Source organism: Nonomuraea sp. NPDC049625 (assembly GCF_040675285.1).
GTDB classification, from domain to species: Bacteria; Actinomycetota; Actinomycetes; order Streptosporangiales; family Streptosporangiaceae; genus Nonomuraea; species Nonomuraea angiospora_A.
Genome location: NZ_JBFAOQ010000007.1, coordinates 312555 through 328901, shown reverse-complemented (window position 1 = coordinate 328901; position 16347 = coordinate 312555). Strand labels below are relative to the sequence as shown.

Below are 16347 nucleotides of genomic sequence, written 5' to 3'. Positions count from 1 at the left end.
AGATATCTCGATGTCAAGACAGTACACTCTTGTGTCATGACGGAGGATGCTAGAGACGAGGTGGACCGCCTCGTCGCGGCTTGGCGCGCGGAGCGCCCCGACCTCGACGTCGAGCCGCTCCAGGTTCTCTCTAGGGTGTCACGGCTGGCGAAGCATCTCGACCGGGCCAGGCGGGCGGCGTTCGCCGAGCACGACCTGGAGCCCTGGGAGTTCGACGTGCTGACGGCGCTGCGGCGGGCCGGCAAGCCGTACGAGCTCAGCCCCGGCGCCCTGCTGCGGGCCACGCTCGTCACCTCGGGGACGATGACGAACCGCATCGACCGGCTCGCCCAGGCGGGCCTGGTGCGCCGCCGGCCCGACCCCGAGGACCGGCGCGGCGTCCTGGTGTCCTTGACGGACCCGGGCCTCGCCCGCGTGGACGCGGCCTTCGCTGACTTGTTGCGGCGGGAACACGAGCTCCTGTCCGGCCTCGGCTCCGACGATCAGCGCGCTCTCTCAGGCCTCCTCCGCACCCTCCTCGCCCCCTTCGACTCTCCCCAATAGCCCACCAGCTCTATGCCCGGCAGGCATCGGGCCTTTCTCATACGACCCCAACCCGCCCTCCAGCCCGCCCATCGGGCGGGTGTGCTGCGGCGCGTCCGTCACCCAACCGATCGACCACCCCAGCCGCTTCACCCCGGGCGACGCCAAGCCTCAGCCACCCCAAGCGGTCAGCCACGTCGAGCCCACTCCACCTCGGGTGACGCAAAGCCTCAACCACCCACGCGATCGACCACCCCAAGCGCCTCCACCTCGGGTGACGCAAAGCGGCGGTCGCCCAGGCGGTCTGCCGACCCAAGCCGCTCCGCCCCGTGCGACACGAAGCCTCAGCCGCCCCAAGCGATCAGTCCTTCGAGTCACTCCACCTCGGGCGACGCAAAGCGGCGGTCGCCCAAGCGGTCTGCCACCCCACGGCACTCCGCCCCGTGCGACACGAAGCCTCGGCCACCCGAACAATCGACCAACCCAAGCCGCTCCATCTCGGGCGACACGAAGCCCCAGCCAACCACACGATCGACCACCTCGAGCCACTCCACGTCGGGCGACACGAAGCCCCAGCCGCCCACACGATCGACAGCCCCAAGCCACTCCGCCCCCGTGTGACGGGAAGCCTCAGTCGCCCAGGCGGTCGGCCACCTCGAGCCACTCCGCTTCGATCGTGTCCTTCTGGGTGTTGATCTCGCGCAGCTGGGCATCGAGGGAGCCCAGCTTCTCGTAGTCGCTGGCCGCGTCGGCCATGGCCGCGTGGAGGCGGGACTCCTGGTCGCTCAGCTTGTCGAGCTGGCGTTCCAGGCGGTTGAGCTCCTTGCGCAGCTCGCGCTCCTCCTTGGCCGACAGCCCCTCATCGGGCGTGGACGTACCCGCGACGCCCCCCGACGCGGCGGCGGCACTGGGTGCCTGCGCGATAGTGGCGTTGGCCGAGGTGCCGAGGCGGGCGGTCAGGGCCGTGCCGGCCGCGCGGCGTTCGAGGTATTCGTCCACCCCGCCGGGCAGCAGCGAGAGCTTGCCGTCACCGAGCAGCGCCACGCAGCGATCGGTAACCCGCTCCAGGAAGTAGCGGTCGTGGCTCACCAGGACCAGCGTGCCGGGCCAGGCGTCCAGCAGGTCCTCGAGCTCGTTGAGCGTCTCGATGTCGAGGTCGTTGGTGGGCTCGTCGAGCAGCAGGACGTTGGGGTCGTCCATGAGGAGCCTGAGCAGCTGCAGCCGCCGCCGCTCACCGCCGGACAGATCGCCGACGACCTTCCACTGCGCCTCGCCCTTGAACCCCAGGCGTTCGAGCAGCTGAGAGGCCGTCCACTCCCGCTTGCCGACCTGGAGGTACTTGCGTACCTCCTCCACCGACTCCAGCACCCGCCGCGCCGGATCCAGCTCGGCCAGCTCCTGGGACAGGTGCGCGAGGCGTACCGTCTTGCCCTTGATCACGCGCCCGGAGTCGGGCACCACCGTGCCGGCGAGCAGGCGCAGCACCGACGACTTGCCGGAGCCGTTCACCCCGATCAGCCCGATGCGGTCTCCCGGGCCGAACTGCCACGTGAGATCGTCGAGCACCAGCGGCCCGCTGTCCGGCCCGCCGGCGTGCAGCGTGACGTCCTCGAGGTCGTAAACGGTCCTGCCGAGGCGCGCCGCGGCGAACTTCATCAGCTCGACCGTCTCGCGCGCCGGAGGCTCGTTCGCGATCAGAGCCTGGGCGGCCTCGATGCGGAACTTCGGCTTGGACGTGCGGGCAGGCGGACCACGGCGCAGCCAGGCGATCTCCTTGCGCATGAGGTTCTGGCGGCGCTCCTCGGCGGCCTGCGCGATCCGCGCCCGTTCGGCCTTCGCGAGCACGTAAGCGGCATAGCCACCCTCATACCGCTCGACCCGCCCGTCCACGACCTCCCACGTACGGCTCGACACGGCGTCGAGGAACCACCGGTCGTGCGTCACGGCCACCAGCGCGCTCTTGCTCGCCGCCAGATGCCCGGCCAGCCAGGCGATGGCCTCGATGTCGAGGTGGTTCGTGGGCTCGTCCAGCATGATCAGGTCATGGTCATCGATGAGCAGCTGCGCCAGCGCCGTACGCCTGCGCTCCCCACCGGACAGATCGCCGGCCCTGGCGTCAAGGTCGAGATCGCCGATCAGGTTGGCGAGGATCTCGCGTACGCGCTGATCCCCCGCCCACTCGTGCTCGGCCCGCTCGCCGAGGACGATCTCGCGCACGGCGGTGCCGGCGTCGAGCGTGTCCTGCTGCGACAGGAACCCGACCCGCAGGCCCCGGTTATGCGTGACCCGCCCCTTGTCAGGCTGTACCGCTCCCGCGATCACGGACAGGAGGGTCGTCTTCCCGCCCCCGTTACGACCGACGACACCGATGCGCTCGCCTGCCTCGACACCCAGGGATACGTCGCTGAGGAGCGGCTTGGGCCCGTACGCATGGGAAACCGACTCAAGATTGACCAGATTCATGACCTCCCCAGGGTATCGGCTCCCCGCCCACCCGACGCCCGACGATTCGCCCACCTCCTCCCCTCGTAACGCCCGGCAGCACTTCCGGCCAGCCGTACACACGCGTGACCTGCTCACGAGACGCACGTCGTAGAAGACGTCCCGGTCGTCGTAGAGACGTCCATCCCGGGGAAAGTCCACGTCTCTGTCGGTACCCGTCACCGCAGGAGACGCCCACGTCCCATGAGGCATCGCCATCGCAGGAGGCGCTCACGTCACGAGGAAGCACCCCCATCGCAGGAGACATCCACGTCCCATGAGGCATCGCCACCGCAGGAAGCGTTCACACCACGACGAAGCACCCGCATCGCAGGAGACGCCCACATCCCATGAGGCATCGCCACCGCAGAAAGCGCTCACGCCACCACGAAGCACCCACATCGCAGGAGACGCCCACATCCCATGAGGCATCGCCACCGCGGGAAGCGTTCACATCCAACAGGGGGCATCCGTCACCGAAGGGGACGTGCGTCGCAGGAGTCCACGCCGCGATGAGGCGCTCATCGCAAGAGACGCCCAGGCCGCGATCGGGCGGCCGTTGCTGGAAGCGTGCGTCGTAGGGCCGTCCTCGTCACAGGAGACGTCCATCGCGGGAACGCCCATGCTCCAGTGAGGATCTGGGGCAAATGTCTATGAACTTGACTCTGCGTGTTGATGAGTTGGGCGTTCCCGAGGTCATCTTTCGAGAACCGCATGTCAGGGCGGCGGGCCTCGATAACATCGAGTGTCCTTGACCCCGGCAAGTGATGAGAGTGGCAGAAGATCGATGAGTTCGGTGACCGTACGTGTGCCCGCGAAGGTCAACGTACAGCTTTCTGTCGGCCCGCTCAGGGAAGATGGCTACCACGACCTGGTGAACGTCTTCCACGCAGTATCGATCTTCGATGAGGTGGTAGCCAAGGAGTCCGAGTCGATCACCGTGGCGGTGAACGGGAAGTGGTCCGACCAGGTGCCGACAGACGAGAGCAACCTGGCGATCCGGGCCGCTCGGGCGCTTGCCAAGCACGCGGGTCGTACGTACGGCGTCGATCTGATCATCCAGAAGGACATCCCCGTGGCGGGCGGGATGGCGGGCGGCAGCGCCGACGCCGCCGGTGCGCTGGTGGCGTGCAACGAGCTGTGGGGTCTGGGGCTGCCGTTCGAAGACCTCATGGAGATCGCCGGCGACCTCGGCAGCGACGTCCCGTTCTCCCTGCTCGGGGGCACGGCGGTCGGCACCGGTCGCGGTGAGCAGCTGAGCGAGCTGCCCACCGGGGGGACGTTCCACTGGGTGTTCGCGCTGGCGGACGGCGGGCTCTCCACGCCCAGCGTCTACGCCGAGTGCGACCGGCTCAGGGCGGCCGAAGGGGCCGAGGTACCGTGGCCTCAGCTGGACGACTCCCTGATGGAGGCTCTGGGCACGGGCGACGCGTACTCCCTGGGCGCCCACCTGAGCAACGACCTCCAGCCGGCCGCGCTCAGTCTGAGGCCGGAACTCGCGCCCACGCTGGACGCCGGCCGCCAGCACGGGGCCCTGGGCGCGATCGTCTCGGGGTCGGGCCCGACGTGCGCCTTCCTGGCCATCGACGCCCTCCACGCCCGCGACCTGGCCCTCAGCCTGACCACCACCGGCGCCGCACACACGGCCGTGGCTGCTCACGGCCCGGTCCAGGGCGCCACCTTGGTCTGATCCCCGGCCTCTCGTATAGCGCGCGCCCACGCCCCGGTCTAGGACGTCGCCCTGGTCTGGCACTCGGCCTCTCGCATAGCGTTGGCGCCCACGCTCCGGTCTTGGATGCAGCCCTGGTCTGGCTCTCGTCCTCCCACGTAGCGTTGGCGCCCACGGGCCGGTCCAGGACGCCAACTTGGCCTGATCCCCGGCCACCCACACAACGTTGGCGCCCACGCCCTGGTCCAGGATGCCGCCCTGGTGGCACTCTCGTCCTCCCGCGTAGCGTTGGTTTGCGGGGTATCGGCCTGAGCAGCCGGTCCGCCGTGAGTGACCAATGAGGCTGAGGTGACGAGGGGGGCCGCGATGGCCGGGGTGACGGTGGTTGAGGTGGGGCAGTGGCGGGGGTCCGGGGCTCCCACGGCTGAGCGCCTGCGGGAAGGGGCGCGGTTGCTGGCCGAGATGGTGGGGGCGGCGGATCAGCGGGTTTGTGTCGAAGTTGATGACGATCTTCGCTCGACGGCTGTGAAGGTTCGTGCGGCGGTCGGGCAGGCTCAAGGTGGGCTCCTGGTCACCGTTGGCGGGGATTGCGGGGTTGAGCTCGAGCCGGTTGCGGCGGCTCGGGAGCGGTACGGGGATCGGCTCGTGGTGGTCTGGTTCGATGCCCACGGGGATCTGAACACGCCTGAGTCGTCGCCTTCCGGGGCCTATCACGGGATGGTGCTGCGGGCGCTCACCGGGGAAGGGCCCAAGGGGCTGGTGGCTCGGGAGCCGGTGGCGCCTGGGCGGATCGTGCTTGTGGGGGTGCGGGACCTCGATTCGGGTGAGGCCACCTTTGTCGAGGAGCACGGGGTCCGCCATCTTCCGATGGTGGACGGCGCGGGGCTGGTCGCGGCGATCGAGGGCTGTGGTGTTGGGGCGCTCGGGGATGACGGCCCTGAGGGGTGCGAGCCTGTCGTCTACGTTCATATCGATCTCGATGTACTCGATCCTCTGGTCTTCCGGAGTGTGGGGTGTCCTACGCCGGGTGGGCTGCAGCCTGAACAGTTGCTCTCGCTCGTCGCCGCCGTTGCCGAGCGGTTCGAGGTGGCGGGGTTGGGGCTCACGGAGTACGAGCCGTCCAGACAGGAAGATCAGGAGTTGCTCTCCGGGTTGGTCGGCGAGCTGGTGAAGGTCTGTGCTCAGCCTGGACGTACGACGCCGCGGTAGGCGGAGCGGAAATACGGCGAGGCCAGGAAGTTGGTCTTTCTGACCACGTCGCCGGTTCTGGGGGCGTGGATCATGAGGCCATCCCGGAGGAACAGGGCCACATGGGTCGGGTCGCCCGTGCCGCCGCCGAAGAAGAGCAGGTCGCCTGCGCGTCGCGCGCGGAACGGGATCCTGCGGCCCTGGCGGAACTGGGCGCCGGTGTAGTGGGTGAGGGCGATGCCGGCTTTCGACCAGGCGTAGAGGGTCAGGCCGCTGCAGTCGAAGCCTCTTGTGCCGGCGCCCCTTCCGATGCCGATGGTGGGGCCTTTCGCTGAGCCGCCGCCCCAGGAGAAGGAGACTCCCAATTGGTCCAGGGCGGCCGAGACGGCGATCTGGCCCCTTGTGAGGGTGGTGATCCTGCCGCCGGGGGTGCGTAGGAGTGAATCGAGCCCGGTTGCGGGATCCGTGGCCCTCCCGTCTGAGGTGCGTTGAAGGGGCACGGCTTCGGGGTTGATGGTCAGGATCCTGCGTTGGGGTGGGGTCGCTGCGGTTTGGGCGGAGGTGGGGACGGTGGCCAGAGTCCTGGGTTGGGGCCGGGTCGCTGTGGTTTGGGCCGAGGTCGGGAGGAGGGTCAGGGTCCTGGGTTGGGGCCGGGACCGGGACCGGGTCGCCGCTGCTTGGGCGGAGGTCGGGAGGGGGGTCAGGACTGCGATGAGCCCGCCGAAGAGGACGCCGCCGAGGGTGAGCCTGAGGAAGGTGGGGAGGGTGATCATGGTGGCCTCCTGACCGTGTGGTGGGTGTGGAGGCCAGGATCATTCGGTGGCGGGAGATGGGGTTGGGCCGAGCGTGATTCTGTGGAAAACGGGAGGCTGGGTGGGTGGGGCTGTGGACGACGGCATCGGATCTGTGCACCGCGCGTGAATGGGGTGCCGGCCGGGAGGGGGTACCGGGCGGGGTGGGTCGGGCACCGGTCGGGAGGACTGGTTGGGCGCCGACCCGGAGAGTCGGTTGAGGCGCCGGAGGGAAGCGCAGGGTTGGGCACCGGACGGAAGGGGCGCCGTGGGGCATCCCAGAACGGCTGGTTGGGCACCTGCCGGGACGGTGGGTCAGGGCACCCGGGTGGAAGGGTGAGGTGAGGTGCCGGGCCGGAGGGCGGGGCAGGGTATCGGGCGAGAGGGCGAGGTGGGAAGTGCCGGGCCGGAGGTGCCGGGCCGGAGGTGCCGGGCCGGAGGTGCCGGGCCGGAGGGTGAGGTGGGCGGCGGCACGGGGTGGCGGCACGGGGTGACGGCACGGGGGGGTGGGCAGGGTGACGGATGGGTGGGGGACGCGGGACGTGGGGAGGGGACGCGGAGGGGGTTAGGGCTTGAGTTCGGCTATGCGGGCGAAGGATGTGATGTCCAGTTGCTCCCCGCGGGCCGAGGGGTCCACGCCGGCCGCCCTCAGTGCCGCCTCCGCCTGGGCCGCGCTGCCCGCCCAGCCTGCCAGGGCCGCGCGCAGGGTCTTTCTGCGCTGGGCGAAGGCGGCGTCCACCACCGCGAACACCTCCTCGCGCGACGCGCTCGTCGTGGGCGGCTCGCGGCGCACCATGGAGACGAGGCCGGAATCGACGTTGGGGATGGGCCAGAAGACGGTACGGCCGACCGGGCCGGCGCGGCGTACGTCCGCGTACCAGGCGGCCTTGATCGACGGAATCCCGTACACCTTCGAGCCGGGGCCGGCGGCGAGGCGGTCGGCGACCTCCGACTGGACCATGACCAGGCCCTTGCGCAGGGACGGCAGGACCTCGAGAAGGTGGAGCACCACCGGGACGGCCACGTTGTAGGGGAGGTTGGCGACGAGGGCGGTGGGGGCGAACCCGGACAGATCGTCCGGGGTGATCCTCATGGCGTCCGCGTTCACGACCGTGAGCTTGTCGAGCCCGCCGCGGTCTGCCACCGTGATGGGGAGCTGGCCCGCCAGCACCGGGTCGATCTCGACCGCCACCACGTGCGCGGCGGAGGGCAGGAGGGCGAGGGTGAGCGAGCCGAGGCCCGGCCCCACCTCGATGACCACGTCGTTCTCCGAAAGCTCGGCCACGCGGACAATGCGCCGGACGGTTCCTGCGTCGATCACGAAGTTCTGGCCTAGCTTTTTTGTCGGACGAAGATCTAGCTTGTCCGCCAAAATACGTATTTCTGCAGGGCCCAACAGCCTCATCATCCAACCAGTCTCTCGCATCGAAGAACCATCGATGGCGCTTGGGGAGACCAAAGGAGAGGATGGCGTGGAACAGGAAGGGACGTCCCTCATGGAGCCAACGGGCGCCGCGCCGCTCCGCCCGACGGACTTGCGGGAAATCGGACCGTACCGGCTGCTCGGCCGGCTCGGCGAGGGCGGGATGGGAACCGTGTTCCTCGCGCGGGCACCGACGGGTCGATTCGTCGCGCTCAAGGTCGTCAAGGCGGAGTTCGCCAACCAGGAGGGTTTCGCGGCCAGGTTCCATGCGGAGGTCGAGAACGCTCGCCGGGTGGCGTCGTTCTGCACTGCCCAGGTGCTGGACAACGGCAACACTGGGGACGGACGTCCGTACATGGTGACCGAGTACATCGCGGGCACCCCGCTCTCGGAGCAGATCGCGAAATACGGCTCCCTCGAACCGGGGCCGCTGCACGGCGTCGCACTGGGGGTCGCGGCGGCGCTGGCGGCGATCCACGTGGCCGGTCTCGTGCACAGAGACCTCAAACCGGCGAACGTGATCCTTTCGTTGTCGGGGCCCAGAGTGATCGACTTCGGCATCGCCAGGGCGCTCGACCGGGAGACCGGGTTCACGCTCTCCGGCGAACTGCTGGGCAGCCCCGGATGGTGGGCCCCGGAGCAGGTGCGCGGCGAGGTGGTCAGCCCGGCGGCCGACATCTTCGCCTGGGGCTGCCTGGTGGCGTACGCGGGCAACGGACGGCACCCGTTCGGCCGCGGCGACCCCATCACGCTGGCCACGCGCGTGCTGAACGCCCCGCCCGAGCTGGGCGTGCTGCCCGCGCCGCTCAACGAGTTAGTACGGCGGGCCACCTCCATGGACCCCACCGTGCGCCCGTCGGCGCAGGATCTCCTGATCGCCCTCGTGGGAGGCAGTACGCCGGCGCGCCCCGCCGATCCGCCCACCTTGGTCGCGACCGAGATGCTCAACGAATGGCAGCCGCCGCAGAATGTCGTGGATGAGCCGGATATCACGGCTACTTTCACGACACCGCCGCCGAGCGATGCCACTGGTAGAACCCCGAGCATCCCGGGCAACGCGGCCAACCCGGTCAGCCCTCCCAACCCGAGCATCCCTGGCGCCTCCGGTGTCTCGGGTGCGCCCAGTGTGCCGGGCTCGTTCGGGAACGCGGGCGCGCCCCCTCAGCCGTCGGTCGAGGAGCTGGCGCGCAGGGAGGAAGAGGCCGCCAAGGAGGAGTTCGCGCGCTGGGAGGCGCAGGCGCGGCAGCGGGAGCAGGCTCAGGCCGAAGCCCTGGCCAAGAAGAAGGAGCAGGCCCGCTCGGGTGGACCGGAAGCCCAGGTGCAGCTGCGTCAGGGCAGCCTGCCCGGCGACAACACCCGGCCGCCCGAAACCCTGGCGGGCAACGACGAACCCGACACCCTCGGCGGCTCTAGGACGACGGGCACCCGGTGGCTCATCGCCGCCGCGGCCGCCGTGCTGGCCATCGTCGTGACGGTGGCCGTACTGATCGTCACCTCCGCCCGCAACACGCCCACCACCGCCACCCCCGGCACCCCGTCCCAGACGACCGGCACCGCCGGCCCGAACGACGTGGGCCGCCGCTTCGCGCTGGGCGCCAACTTCGACGACCCCGTCGCGATCGTCGCGTCGGCGCCGGAGTGCGGGCTGAAGGAGTACGAGGGCAAGACCGCCACCCAGGGCCAGCTCTGCGTGATCCGCTGGACGATGCTCAACCCCGGCGGCGAGCGCAGGCAGCTGATCCAGCCCGTCGTCACCATGGTCGACGACCGGGGCGGCGAACACGACCCGGCCGCCCTCACCCTGCCCCCGGCCATTCTGCCGGGCGGGCGGGTGGACAGCGCGTTCGTGTTCGACCTGGCGATGTACCGCAAACCCGTGAAGCTGACGGCGACCATGCTCGAGAACGGCAAGCAGATCGAGGTCGCGCTGTGATGATCCGATCCGCGCTCATCGCGCTCATGCTCGCGACGGGGACACCGCTCATGCACACCGGCGCGGCGGCCTGCGCCGGAGCCGCCGACTTCGACGGTGACGGCGTGGACGACGTCGCCGTGGGCGACCCGTTCGCGGACGACCAGAAGGGCTCGGTGAGCGTGCTGTCGGGCGACAAGGTCGTCCCCGTCACCGTTCCCGACCTGGCCAGGGGCGACGCCTTCGGCTGGTCCGTACGGCTGGCCAAGGTCGACGCCGACGCCTGTGCCGACCTGGTGATCGGCGCGCCGTACGCGGACGTGGACGGCACCGAGGACGCCGGCGCCGCGTACGTCGTCTACGGCGGCGGCGCCACGCCTCCCCAGCGGCTGACCGCGGCCCAGCCCCAGCGGTTCGCGCACTTCGGCTGGTCGCTGGCCGCGCGCGGCGACCTGCTGGCGATCAGCGCGCCGTACGAGGACGAGGGACGGCTCCCCGACGTGGGCGCGATCTACGTACGCCAGGGCACCGGCCAGTTGCGCAGGATCAGCCAGGAGTCCGACGACGTGCGGGGCAACAGCGAGGTCGGCGACCAGTTCGGCTGGTCGATGGCGTTCGGGCCGAAGAACGAGCTGGTCGTCGGCGTCCCGTACGAGAACGACGACGGCGCCGGCCGCCAGGTCGAGACCGGCAAGATCGACTCGGGGTCCGTGGTCTTCATCGACGACGTGCTGGCACCCAAGATCACCTCGTTCAAGCTGGACTCGCCGACCGACGTCTCCGGCGACAGGTTCGGCTACTCGGTGGTGTACGGCGAGGGCTCCGGGTACGCGGTGAGCTCCCCCGGCCCCGGGTACGTGCAGCTGCTCGACCCCGGCAGGAAACCGACGCGGAGAGTGACGCAGGGGGGCAAGCAGGCGTTCGGGTTCTCGATGGCGGCGTCGGCGGACGGCAGGCTGGCCATCGGCGCCCCGTACGGGGGCGGTGTCCGGGTGGTCTCCTGGAAGAACGCGGCCGAGGATCGGCAGCTGGCGACCGGCGACGGGCTGTCCGGGTGGTCGGTGGCGTTCAGCGGCAACAAGCTGTTCGTGGGGCAGCCGGACGCGCGGCCGTACGGGAAGGTGGCGGTGGCCGGGCGGAACGCCGAGACGCTCCAGCCGATCCAGCCGACCAAGGGCGCGGATTTCGGGGTGTCCCTGTCGGGATGACCCCTACTGGACCGGGTCGAAGAGGCGGTCGGCGCAGTTCGGCCACTGGGTCTGCCAGCGGCTGCCCATCTGCTGGTAGAGGACCTGCGCCCGGTACGTCTGCTCCTCCGCAGGCCACGTGCTGGGGATCCCCATCCCGCCTGCGGCCTGCCACACGGGCAGGCTGAACTGGTACATCCCGTAGTACGGTCCGTCCGGGTTGTAGGCCTGGGGGTCGCCCTGAGCCGCGCACACGGCCAGGGCCTGCCAGTTGAGCCGCAGGACCTCCGGGCGGATCGGTACGGTGTGCGATGGTGTGACCGTGATGACCGTCCCGTCCTTGGGGAAGCTGCCGAGCGGCGGGTTCACCACGTAGCCGCGGCGCAGCGGGATGCGCTTCTGCCTGAGCACCTCGCGTACCGTCCTGGCGGTGGTGCGCGAGGCGATCCGGCTCGTGCCGGCGACCACGTACACCCTGCGCCGGGTGTAGACGGTCAGCTCCATCCCCGACAGCGGCACCGCGCCGTCCGGCGGCGCGGAGAGCTTGCCGGCGGCCGGGGTGAGGTCGAGTTCGGCGAGGGCGTCGCCGACGTTCGTGGCGGTGACCAGGTGCCGGCTGGTGCGGCCGTCCAGGGTCAGGGTGATCGGGCGGGCGTGGCGAACCTCGATGGTGGATCCGTCGGTGACGTCCTCGTGGGCGGGAGGTCGTACGAGGTCGCCGTACCCCACCGAGACCCCCGCCTCCGCGAGCACGTCGTGCACGGTCCCCGCGAACGCGCGGACCTGCGACTGCCTGCCGTCGACGATCACGACGACCTCTTTGACCAGGGACGACACCGACACGAGCGCCCCCAGCGCCACCATGCCCGCCAGGCACACCACCGGCGTCCACGGCGAACGCCACGGGATCGGGGGACGAGGCGCGCGCCTCTTACCTCGCACGAAGCACCTCCGGGTGCGGCCACGGGCCGCCCGATTCCGGTAACGGTCAGGACCGCCCGAACGTTAGCGTCGCGCTCGTCCCCGCAGCCGCGGGTTCATCAAAAGATGGTCACCACTCGCCGAAGACCATGACTCCGTTGGCACTGATCGCCTCGCACAACTGATCCGGATGGACCCCTTTGACCTCCGCCAGGCAGCGCAAAGTGAGGGGGATGAGGTAGGGAGCGTTGGGCTTGCCGCGGTGCGGGACCGGCGGCAGGTAGGGGGCGTCGGTTTCGACCAGCATGAGCTCCTGCGGGGCGGTCTGGGCGGCCTCGCGGAGGTAGGCGGCGTTCTTGTACGTCACAGGCCCGGAAAAAGACATGAAATATCCTGCTTCGACACACTTTTTCGCCATTTCGGCGTCGCCCGAGAAGCTGTGGAAGACGACCTTGTCCGGCGCGCCCTCCTCCGCCAGCACCCTCAGCACATCGTCATGCGCGTCGCGATCGTGGATGACCAGCGCCTTGCCGGTGCGCTTGGCGATCTCGATGTGCGCGCGGAAGCTCGCGTGCTGGTCCTCCTTGCTCGCCCAGTCACGGAAGTAGTCGAGCCCGGTCTCCCCCACCGCCCGCACCTCCGGCCGCCGCGCGAGGCTCTCGATCTCCGCCAGGACCTCCGCCGTGGCCTCGTGGGCCTCGTTCGGGTGGATGGCGACCCCGGCGTACACACCCTCCTGCTCGGCCGCCACGTCGGCGTTCCACCTGGAGGATCTCAGGTCGTAGCCGATGGTGACCAGCCGCGTCACGCCGACCGCCCTGGAGTCCTCCAGGATGCTCCGAACGCTGGCCTCCGACGCCTGCGCGGCCTGCGCCACCGGATCGCCGGATGACGCCTGCCTGTTGCCGACCATGATGTCGAGATGGCAGTGGCTGTCGAACACCGGTGCGGAAAGCGGCTCGGGAGCGGCGGGAAGCTTGGTCACGAGTTCTAAAGTAGCGTCCATGCGGTTCGGCATCCTCGGCAGCACCATGGCCTGGCGCGCGGACGGGGGCGAGGTGCCGCTCGGCGGTCCCGCGCGGCGGGCGCTGCTGGCGCTGCTGCTGCTCCGCCCCGGGGAGGTGGTCACCCGGGATCGGCTCGTCGACGTCCTCTACGGGGACCGGGCCCACGGCGACGCGGTACACGCGCTGCACTCGCAGGTGTCCCGGCTGCGGCGGGACGGGGTCGCGATCGAGCTGACCGAGCTCGGCTACCGGCTGCTCGCCGCGCCCGACGACATCGACGCCCACCGTTTCCTGCGCCTCGCCGACGCGGGCCGGGACGCCTTGGAAGATGGCGGGGACCCCGTCCGGGCAGCGGGGCTGCTGCGCGAATCTATGGCGCTGTGGCGGGGCTCGGCGGTCGCGGACCTGGACCCCGAGCACGGGGCCTTCCTGGAGGAGCGGCGGCTGGCCGCGCTCGAAGACCGGATCGAGGCAGACCTGCGGCGCGGCACCCACCGGGAGGTCGTGGCGGAGCTGGGCGAGCTGATCGAGCGGCACCCGCTGCGGGAACGGCTGCGCGGCCAGCTCATGCGTGCCCTCCAGGCGGACGGGCGGCCCGCGGAGGCGCTGGTGGTGTTCGAGGACACCCGGCGGCTGCTGGCGGACGAGCTGGGCGCGGATCCGTCGTCCGAGCTGGCCGACCTGCACGGCCGCCTGCTGCGCGGGGCGGCCGATCCTGTCGCGCCGGTGCGGCGCGCGCTGCCGGCCAGGCTGACGAGCTTCGTCGGACGGGAGGCCGACGTGGCGGCGGTGTCCGCGCTGCTCGGCTCCGCGCGCCTGGTGACCCTGCTGGGGCCGGGCGGCGCGGGCAAGACCCGGCTGTCGGTCGAGGTCGCCCGGTCGCTCGCCGAGCCGCCGCTGGGCGATACCCGGGAGCCGGTCGAGGTGGTGCTGGTCGAGCTGGCCTCAGCGCGCGCCGGCGCGTCGAGGACGAACACAGCGGGGCCAGAGGCGGCGGGGGTAGGCGTGGATCTCGCGCAGGTCGTGCTCGGCGCGCTCGGCGTGCGGGAGAGCGGCCTGCTGGGCGGCCGCGCCATCGGGCCGGGAGAGCGGTCCGCGCCGACGGACCGGCTGGTCGCGGCGCTGGCCGGGCGGCCGATGCTGCTGGTCCTCGACAACTGCGAGCACGTCGTCCACGACGCCGCCGAGCTCGCCGAACGCCTGCTCTCCGCCTGCCCCGACCTTCGCGTCCTCGCCACCAGCCGCGAGCCGCTGGCCATCACGGCCGAGCACGTCTGGCCGGTGCACCCGCTCGCCCCCGCCGACGCCGTCCGGCTCTTCACCGACCGGGCCGCCGCCGCGCGCCCGGGTTTCACCCCGGACGAGTCGGTCGAGCGCATCTGCGCGGCACTCGACGGGCTCCCCCTGGCCATCGAGCTCGCCGCCGCCCGCCTGCGTACGCACGGGGCCCACGAGCTGGCCGTACGGCTGGCGGACCAGGATCGGTTCAGCCTGCTGTCGCGCGGCAGCCGGACGGCCGACCCCCGGCACCAGACCCTGCGCGCGGTCGTCGCGTGGAGCTGGGAGCTGCTCACCGACCGGGAGAAGGCCATGGCCGGGCGCCTGACCGTCTTCTCCGGCAGCGCCACGGCCACGGCCGCCGCCGAGGTGTGCGGGCTGGCGGACGCCGAGGACCTCCTGGTTTCCCTGGCCGACAAATCGCTCCTCCAGCCGGGCGGCGGCCGTTATCGCATGCTGGAGACCATCCGCGCGTTCTGCGCCGAGCAACTGGCCGGCGAGGCGCACACCGTACGGAAAGCACACGCCGCGTACTTCCTCGACCTGGCCGAGCGCTCCGACCCGCACCTGCGCGGCGCCGACCAGCTCCACCACCTTGACCTGCTCGCCGCGGAGCACGACAACCTGCAGGCGGCGCTGCGCTGGGCGGCGGAATCCGGGGAGGTGGCGCTCGGCATGCGGCTGCTGGCGGCCCAGTCGTCGTACCTGTGGATGCGCGGCATGCGGGCCGCCGCGACCGCCCCGGCGGTGGCGCTGCTGGAGGCGGCGGGTCCCGCGCCGGATCCGGAGCTGGGCGAGGCGTACGTGCTGTGCCTGCTGTCCGCGCTGGCCGGGAGCACCGGCAGGGACGCCTGGGAGAGCCACAAGAACCTCGCCGAGACGATGGTCACCGACGGCTCCGGGGCGCGGCGGTACCCGCTCGTCACGTTCCTGTGGCCGATGATCACGGCGGGTTCGATCGATCCGACGGTGGCGCTCACGGTGCTGCGGCGGGCCGCGCGGGACGGAGACCCGTGGGAGCGGGCGATAGCCCGGTTCATCTGGGCCTATCCGCAGATGACCGCCGGGGAGTTCGCCTCGGCGGAGGCCGATCTGACGGCGGCGCTCGACCAGTTCAGGGTGCTCGGCGACCGCTGGGGCATGGCGCTGGCCCTGGACGGGCTCTCGTGGCTGGCGGGCACCTGCGGCGACGACGCGACGGCCGTGGCGCGCGTGGAGGAGGCGATCGCGCTGGCCGAGCAGCTCGGGGCCGAGGAGGATCTGCCCGACCTGCTGTGCAACCGCGGCGATCACCGCATCGCGACCGACCCTGCCGGGGCGCGGGCCGACTACGAACGGGCCGCCGAGCTGGCGGGGCGGGTGGGCCTGCCGACGTACCTGGCCTCGGCGCTTCGCGGGCTCGGTGACGTGGCCGCCGCGAAAGGCGACCTGGCACGGGCGCGGGAGCTGTACGAGCGGGCGCTGCGGCAGTCGGACCCCGCATGGGTCAAATCGGCGGGGAACCTGGCCCGGCTCCACGTCGGCCTGGGCCGGGTGGCCGAGGCCGAAGGGGATCGGAAGACGGCCAGAGAGTCCTACGAGCGGGCGGTGGCGGGCGCGATCGAGTCGGGCGCGCTGCCCGAGACCGCCCGGGCGTTCGAGGCGCTCGCCGCGCTGGCGTTCCTTGACGACGACGCCGAGCGGGCGGCCACGCTGCTGGGGGCCGCCGTCGCCATGCGGGGCATCGAGCTGCCCCAGGAGCCCGAGGTCGCGCAGCGGGTGCGGGCGGCGCTGGGCGACCAGGCCTACGCGCGGGCCCGGCGGGCGGGCGCCCGGCTCTCCCACCGGGAGGCGCTGGCGCTCGCCGGGGTGCCCGACGAGGTCGTCGACCGCTCACCGCTGAGCGCCATCGCCGCCGTCACCGATCAGCCGACCCCGTGGTGAGAGTCCGGTGAGGGCGCGGTGAGACCGGATCGGCAGGGTCAGGGG

General features: G+C 71.2%; 11 protein-coding genes. 6 read left to right on the top strand and 5 right to left on the bottom strand.

Annotated elements, in window-relative coordinates:
* Positions 1-36: 36 nt before the first annotated feature.
* Positions 37-543, top strand: coding sequence for a MarR family transcriptional regulator (locus tag AB0J87_RS30580; RefSeq protein WP_363970647.1), 507 nt, complete (start codon positions 37-39; stop codon positions 541-543).
* Positions 544-1152: 609 nt separating this feature from the next.
* Here the strand turns inward: AB0J87_RS30580 and AB0J87_RS30575 are convergent.
* A complete protein-coding gene (locus AB0J87_RS30575) occupies positions 1153-2985 on the bottom strand; it encodes an ABC-F family ATP-binding cassette domain-containing protein (RefSeq protein WP_363970645.1) in 1833 nt (610 codons plus the stop codon).
* An 805-nt stretch (positions 2986-3790) separates the two neighbouring features.
* Here AB0J87_RS30575 and AB0J87_RS30570 point away from each other — a divergent pair.
* On the top strand, positions 3791-4693 hold the full coding sequence (locus AB0J87_RS30570) for a 4-(cytidine 5'-diphospho)-2-C-methyl-D-erythritol kinase (RefSeq protein ID WP_363970643.1): 903 nt from the start codon (positions 3791-3793) through the stop codon (positions 4691-4693).
* A 429-nt stretch (positions 4694-5122) separates the two neighbouring features.
* Positions 5123-5881, top strand: coding sequence for an arginase family protein (locus tag AB0J87_RS30565; protein WP_363970641.1), 759 nt, complete (start codon positions 5123-5125; stop codon positions 5879-5881).
* Here the strand turns inward: AB0J87_RS30565 and AB0J87_RS30560 are convergent.
* Both AB0J87_RS30560 and rsmA read right to left on the bottom strand, forming a co-directional pair.
* On the bottom strand, positions 5854-6633 hold the full coding sequence (locus AB0J87_RS30560) for an NlpC/P60 family protein (protein ID WP_363970639.1): 780 nt from the start codon (positions 6631-6633) through the stop codon (positions 5854-5856). The two genes, AB0J87_RS30565 and AB0J87_RS30560, sit on opposite strands and share 28 nt — an antisense overlap.
* A gap of 583 nt (positions 6634-7216) precedes the next feature.
* Positions 7217-8077, bottom strand: coding sequence for a 16S rRNA (adenine(1518)-N(6)/adenine(1519)-N(6))-dimethyltransferase RsmA (rsmA, locus tag AB0J87_RS30555; protein ID WP_363970637.1), 861 nt, complete (start codon positions 8075-8077; stop codon positions 7217-7219).
* A gap of 70 nt (positions 8078-8147) precedes the next feature.
* On the opposite strand from rsmA, the gene AB0J87_RS30550 reads away from it, so the two are divergent.
* Positions 8148-10007: a protein kinase gene (locus AB0J87_RS30550; protein WP_363971082.1), complete on the top strand. Its 1860-nt coding sequence runs from the start codon at positions 8148-8150 to the stop codon at positions 10005-10007.
* A complete protein-coding gene (locus AB0J87_RS30545) occupies positions 10007-11194 on the top strand; it encodes a hypothetical protein (protein ID WP_363970634.1) in 1188 nt (395 codons plus the stop codon). Before AB0J87_RS30550 ends, AB0J87_RS30545 begins: the two co-directional genes overlap by 1 nt.
* Before the next feature lie 3 nt (positions 11195-11197).
* On the opposite strand, the gene AB0J87_RS30540 is transcribed toward AB0J87_RS30545, so the two are convergent.
* Positions 11198-12115 (bottom strand): ubiquitin-like domain-containing protein, encoded by a 918-nt coding sequence (locus AB0J87_RS30540; RefSeq protein WP_363970631.1) that lies wholly within the window; start codon positions 12113-12115, stop codon positions 11198-11200.
* Between the two features lie 109 nt (positions 12116-12224).
* The gene (locus AB0J87_RS30535) at positions 12225-13100 is read right to left on the bottom strand and encodes a TatD family hydrolase (protein WP_363970629.1); all 876 of its coding nucleotides are present in this window, start codon (positions 13098-13100) and stop codon (positions 12225-12227) included.
* On the opposite strand from AB0J87_RS30535, the gene AB0J87_RS30530 reads away from it, so the two are divergent.
* Complete coding sequence (locus AB0J87_RS30530; protein WP_363970627.1) at positions 13099-16302, top strand: BTAD domain-containing putative transcriptional regulator; 3204 nt, start codon at positions 13099-13101, stop codon at positions 16300-16302. The two genes, AB0J87_RS30535 and AB0J87_RS30530, sit on opposite strands and share 2 nt — an antisense overlap.
* Positions 16303-16347 lie beyond the last annotated feature (45 nt).

Excerpts from the sequence above, each read along its gene's own strand:
- AB0J87_RS30560 (WP_363970639.1), bottom strand. The coding sequence starts at position 6,633 with ATGATCACCCTCCCCACCTTCCTCAGGCTCACCCTCGGCGGCGTCCTC.
- AB0J87_RS30530 (WP_363970627.1), top strand. The coding sequence starts at position 13,099 with ATGCGGTTCGGCATCCTCGGCAGCACCATGGCCTGGCGCGCGGACGGG.
- AB0J87_RS30550 (WP_363971082.1), top strand. The coding sequence starts at position 8,148 with ATGGAGCCAACGGGCGCCGCGCCGCTCCGCCCGACGGACTTGCGGGAA.
- rsmA (WP_363970637.1), bottom strand. The coding sequence starts at position 8,077 with ATGCGAGAGACTGGTTGGATGATGAGGCTGTTGGGCCCTGCAGAAATA.
- AB0J87_RS30545 (WP_363970634.1), top strand. The coding sequence starts at position 10,007 with ATGATCCGATCCGCGCTCATCGCGCTCATGCTCGCGACGGGGACACCG.
- AB0J87_RS30535 (WP_363970629.1), bottom strand. The coding sequence starts at position 13,100 with ATGGACGCTACTTTAGAACTCGTGACCAAGCTTCCCGCCGCTCCCGAG.
- AB0J87_RS30575 (WP_363970645.1), bottom strand. The coding sequence starts at position 2,985 with ATGAATCTGGTCAATCTTGAGTCGGTTTCCCATGCGTACGGGCCCAAG.
- AB0J87_RS30570 (WP_363970643.1), top strand. The coding sequence starts at position 3,791 with ATGAGTTCGGTGACCGTACGTGTGCCCGCGAAGGTCAACGTACAGCTT.
- AB0J87_RS30580 (WP_363970647.1), top strand. The coding sequence starts at position 37 with ATGACGGAGGATGCTAGAGACGAGGTGGACCGCCTCGTCGCGGCTTGG.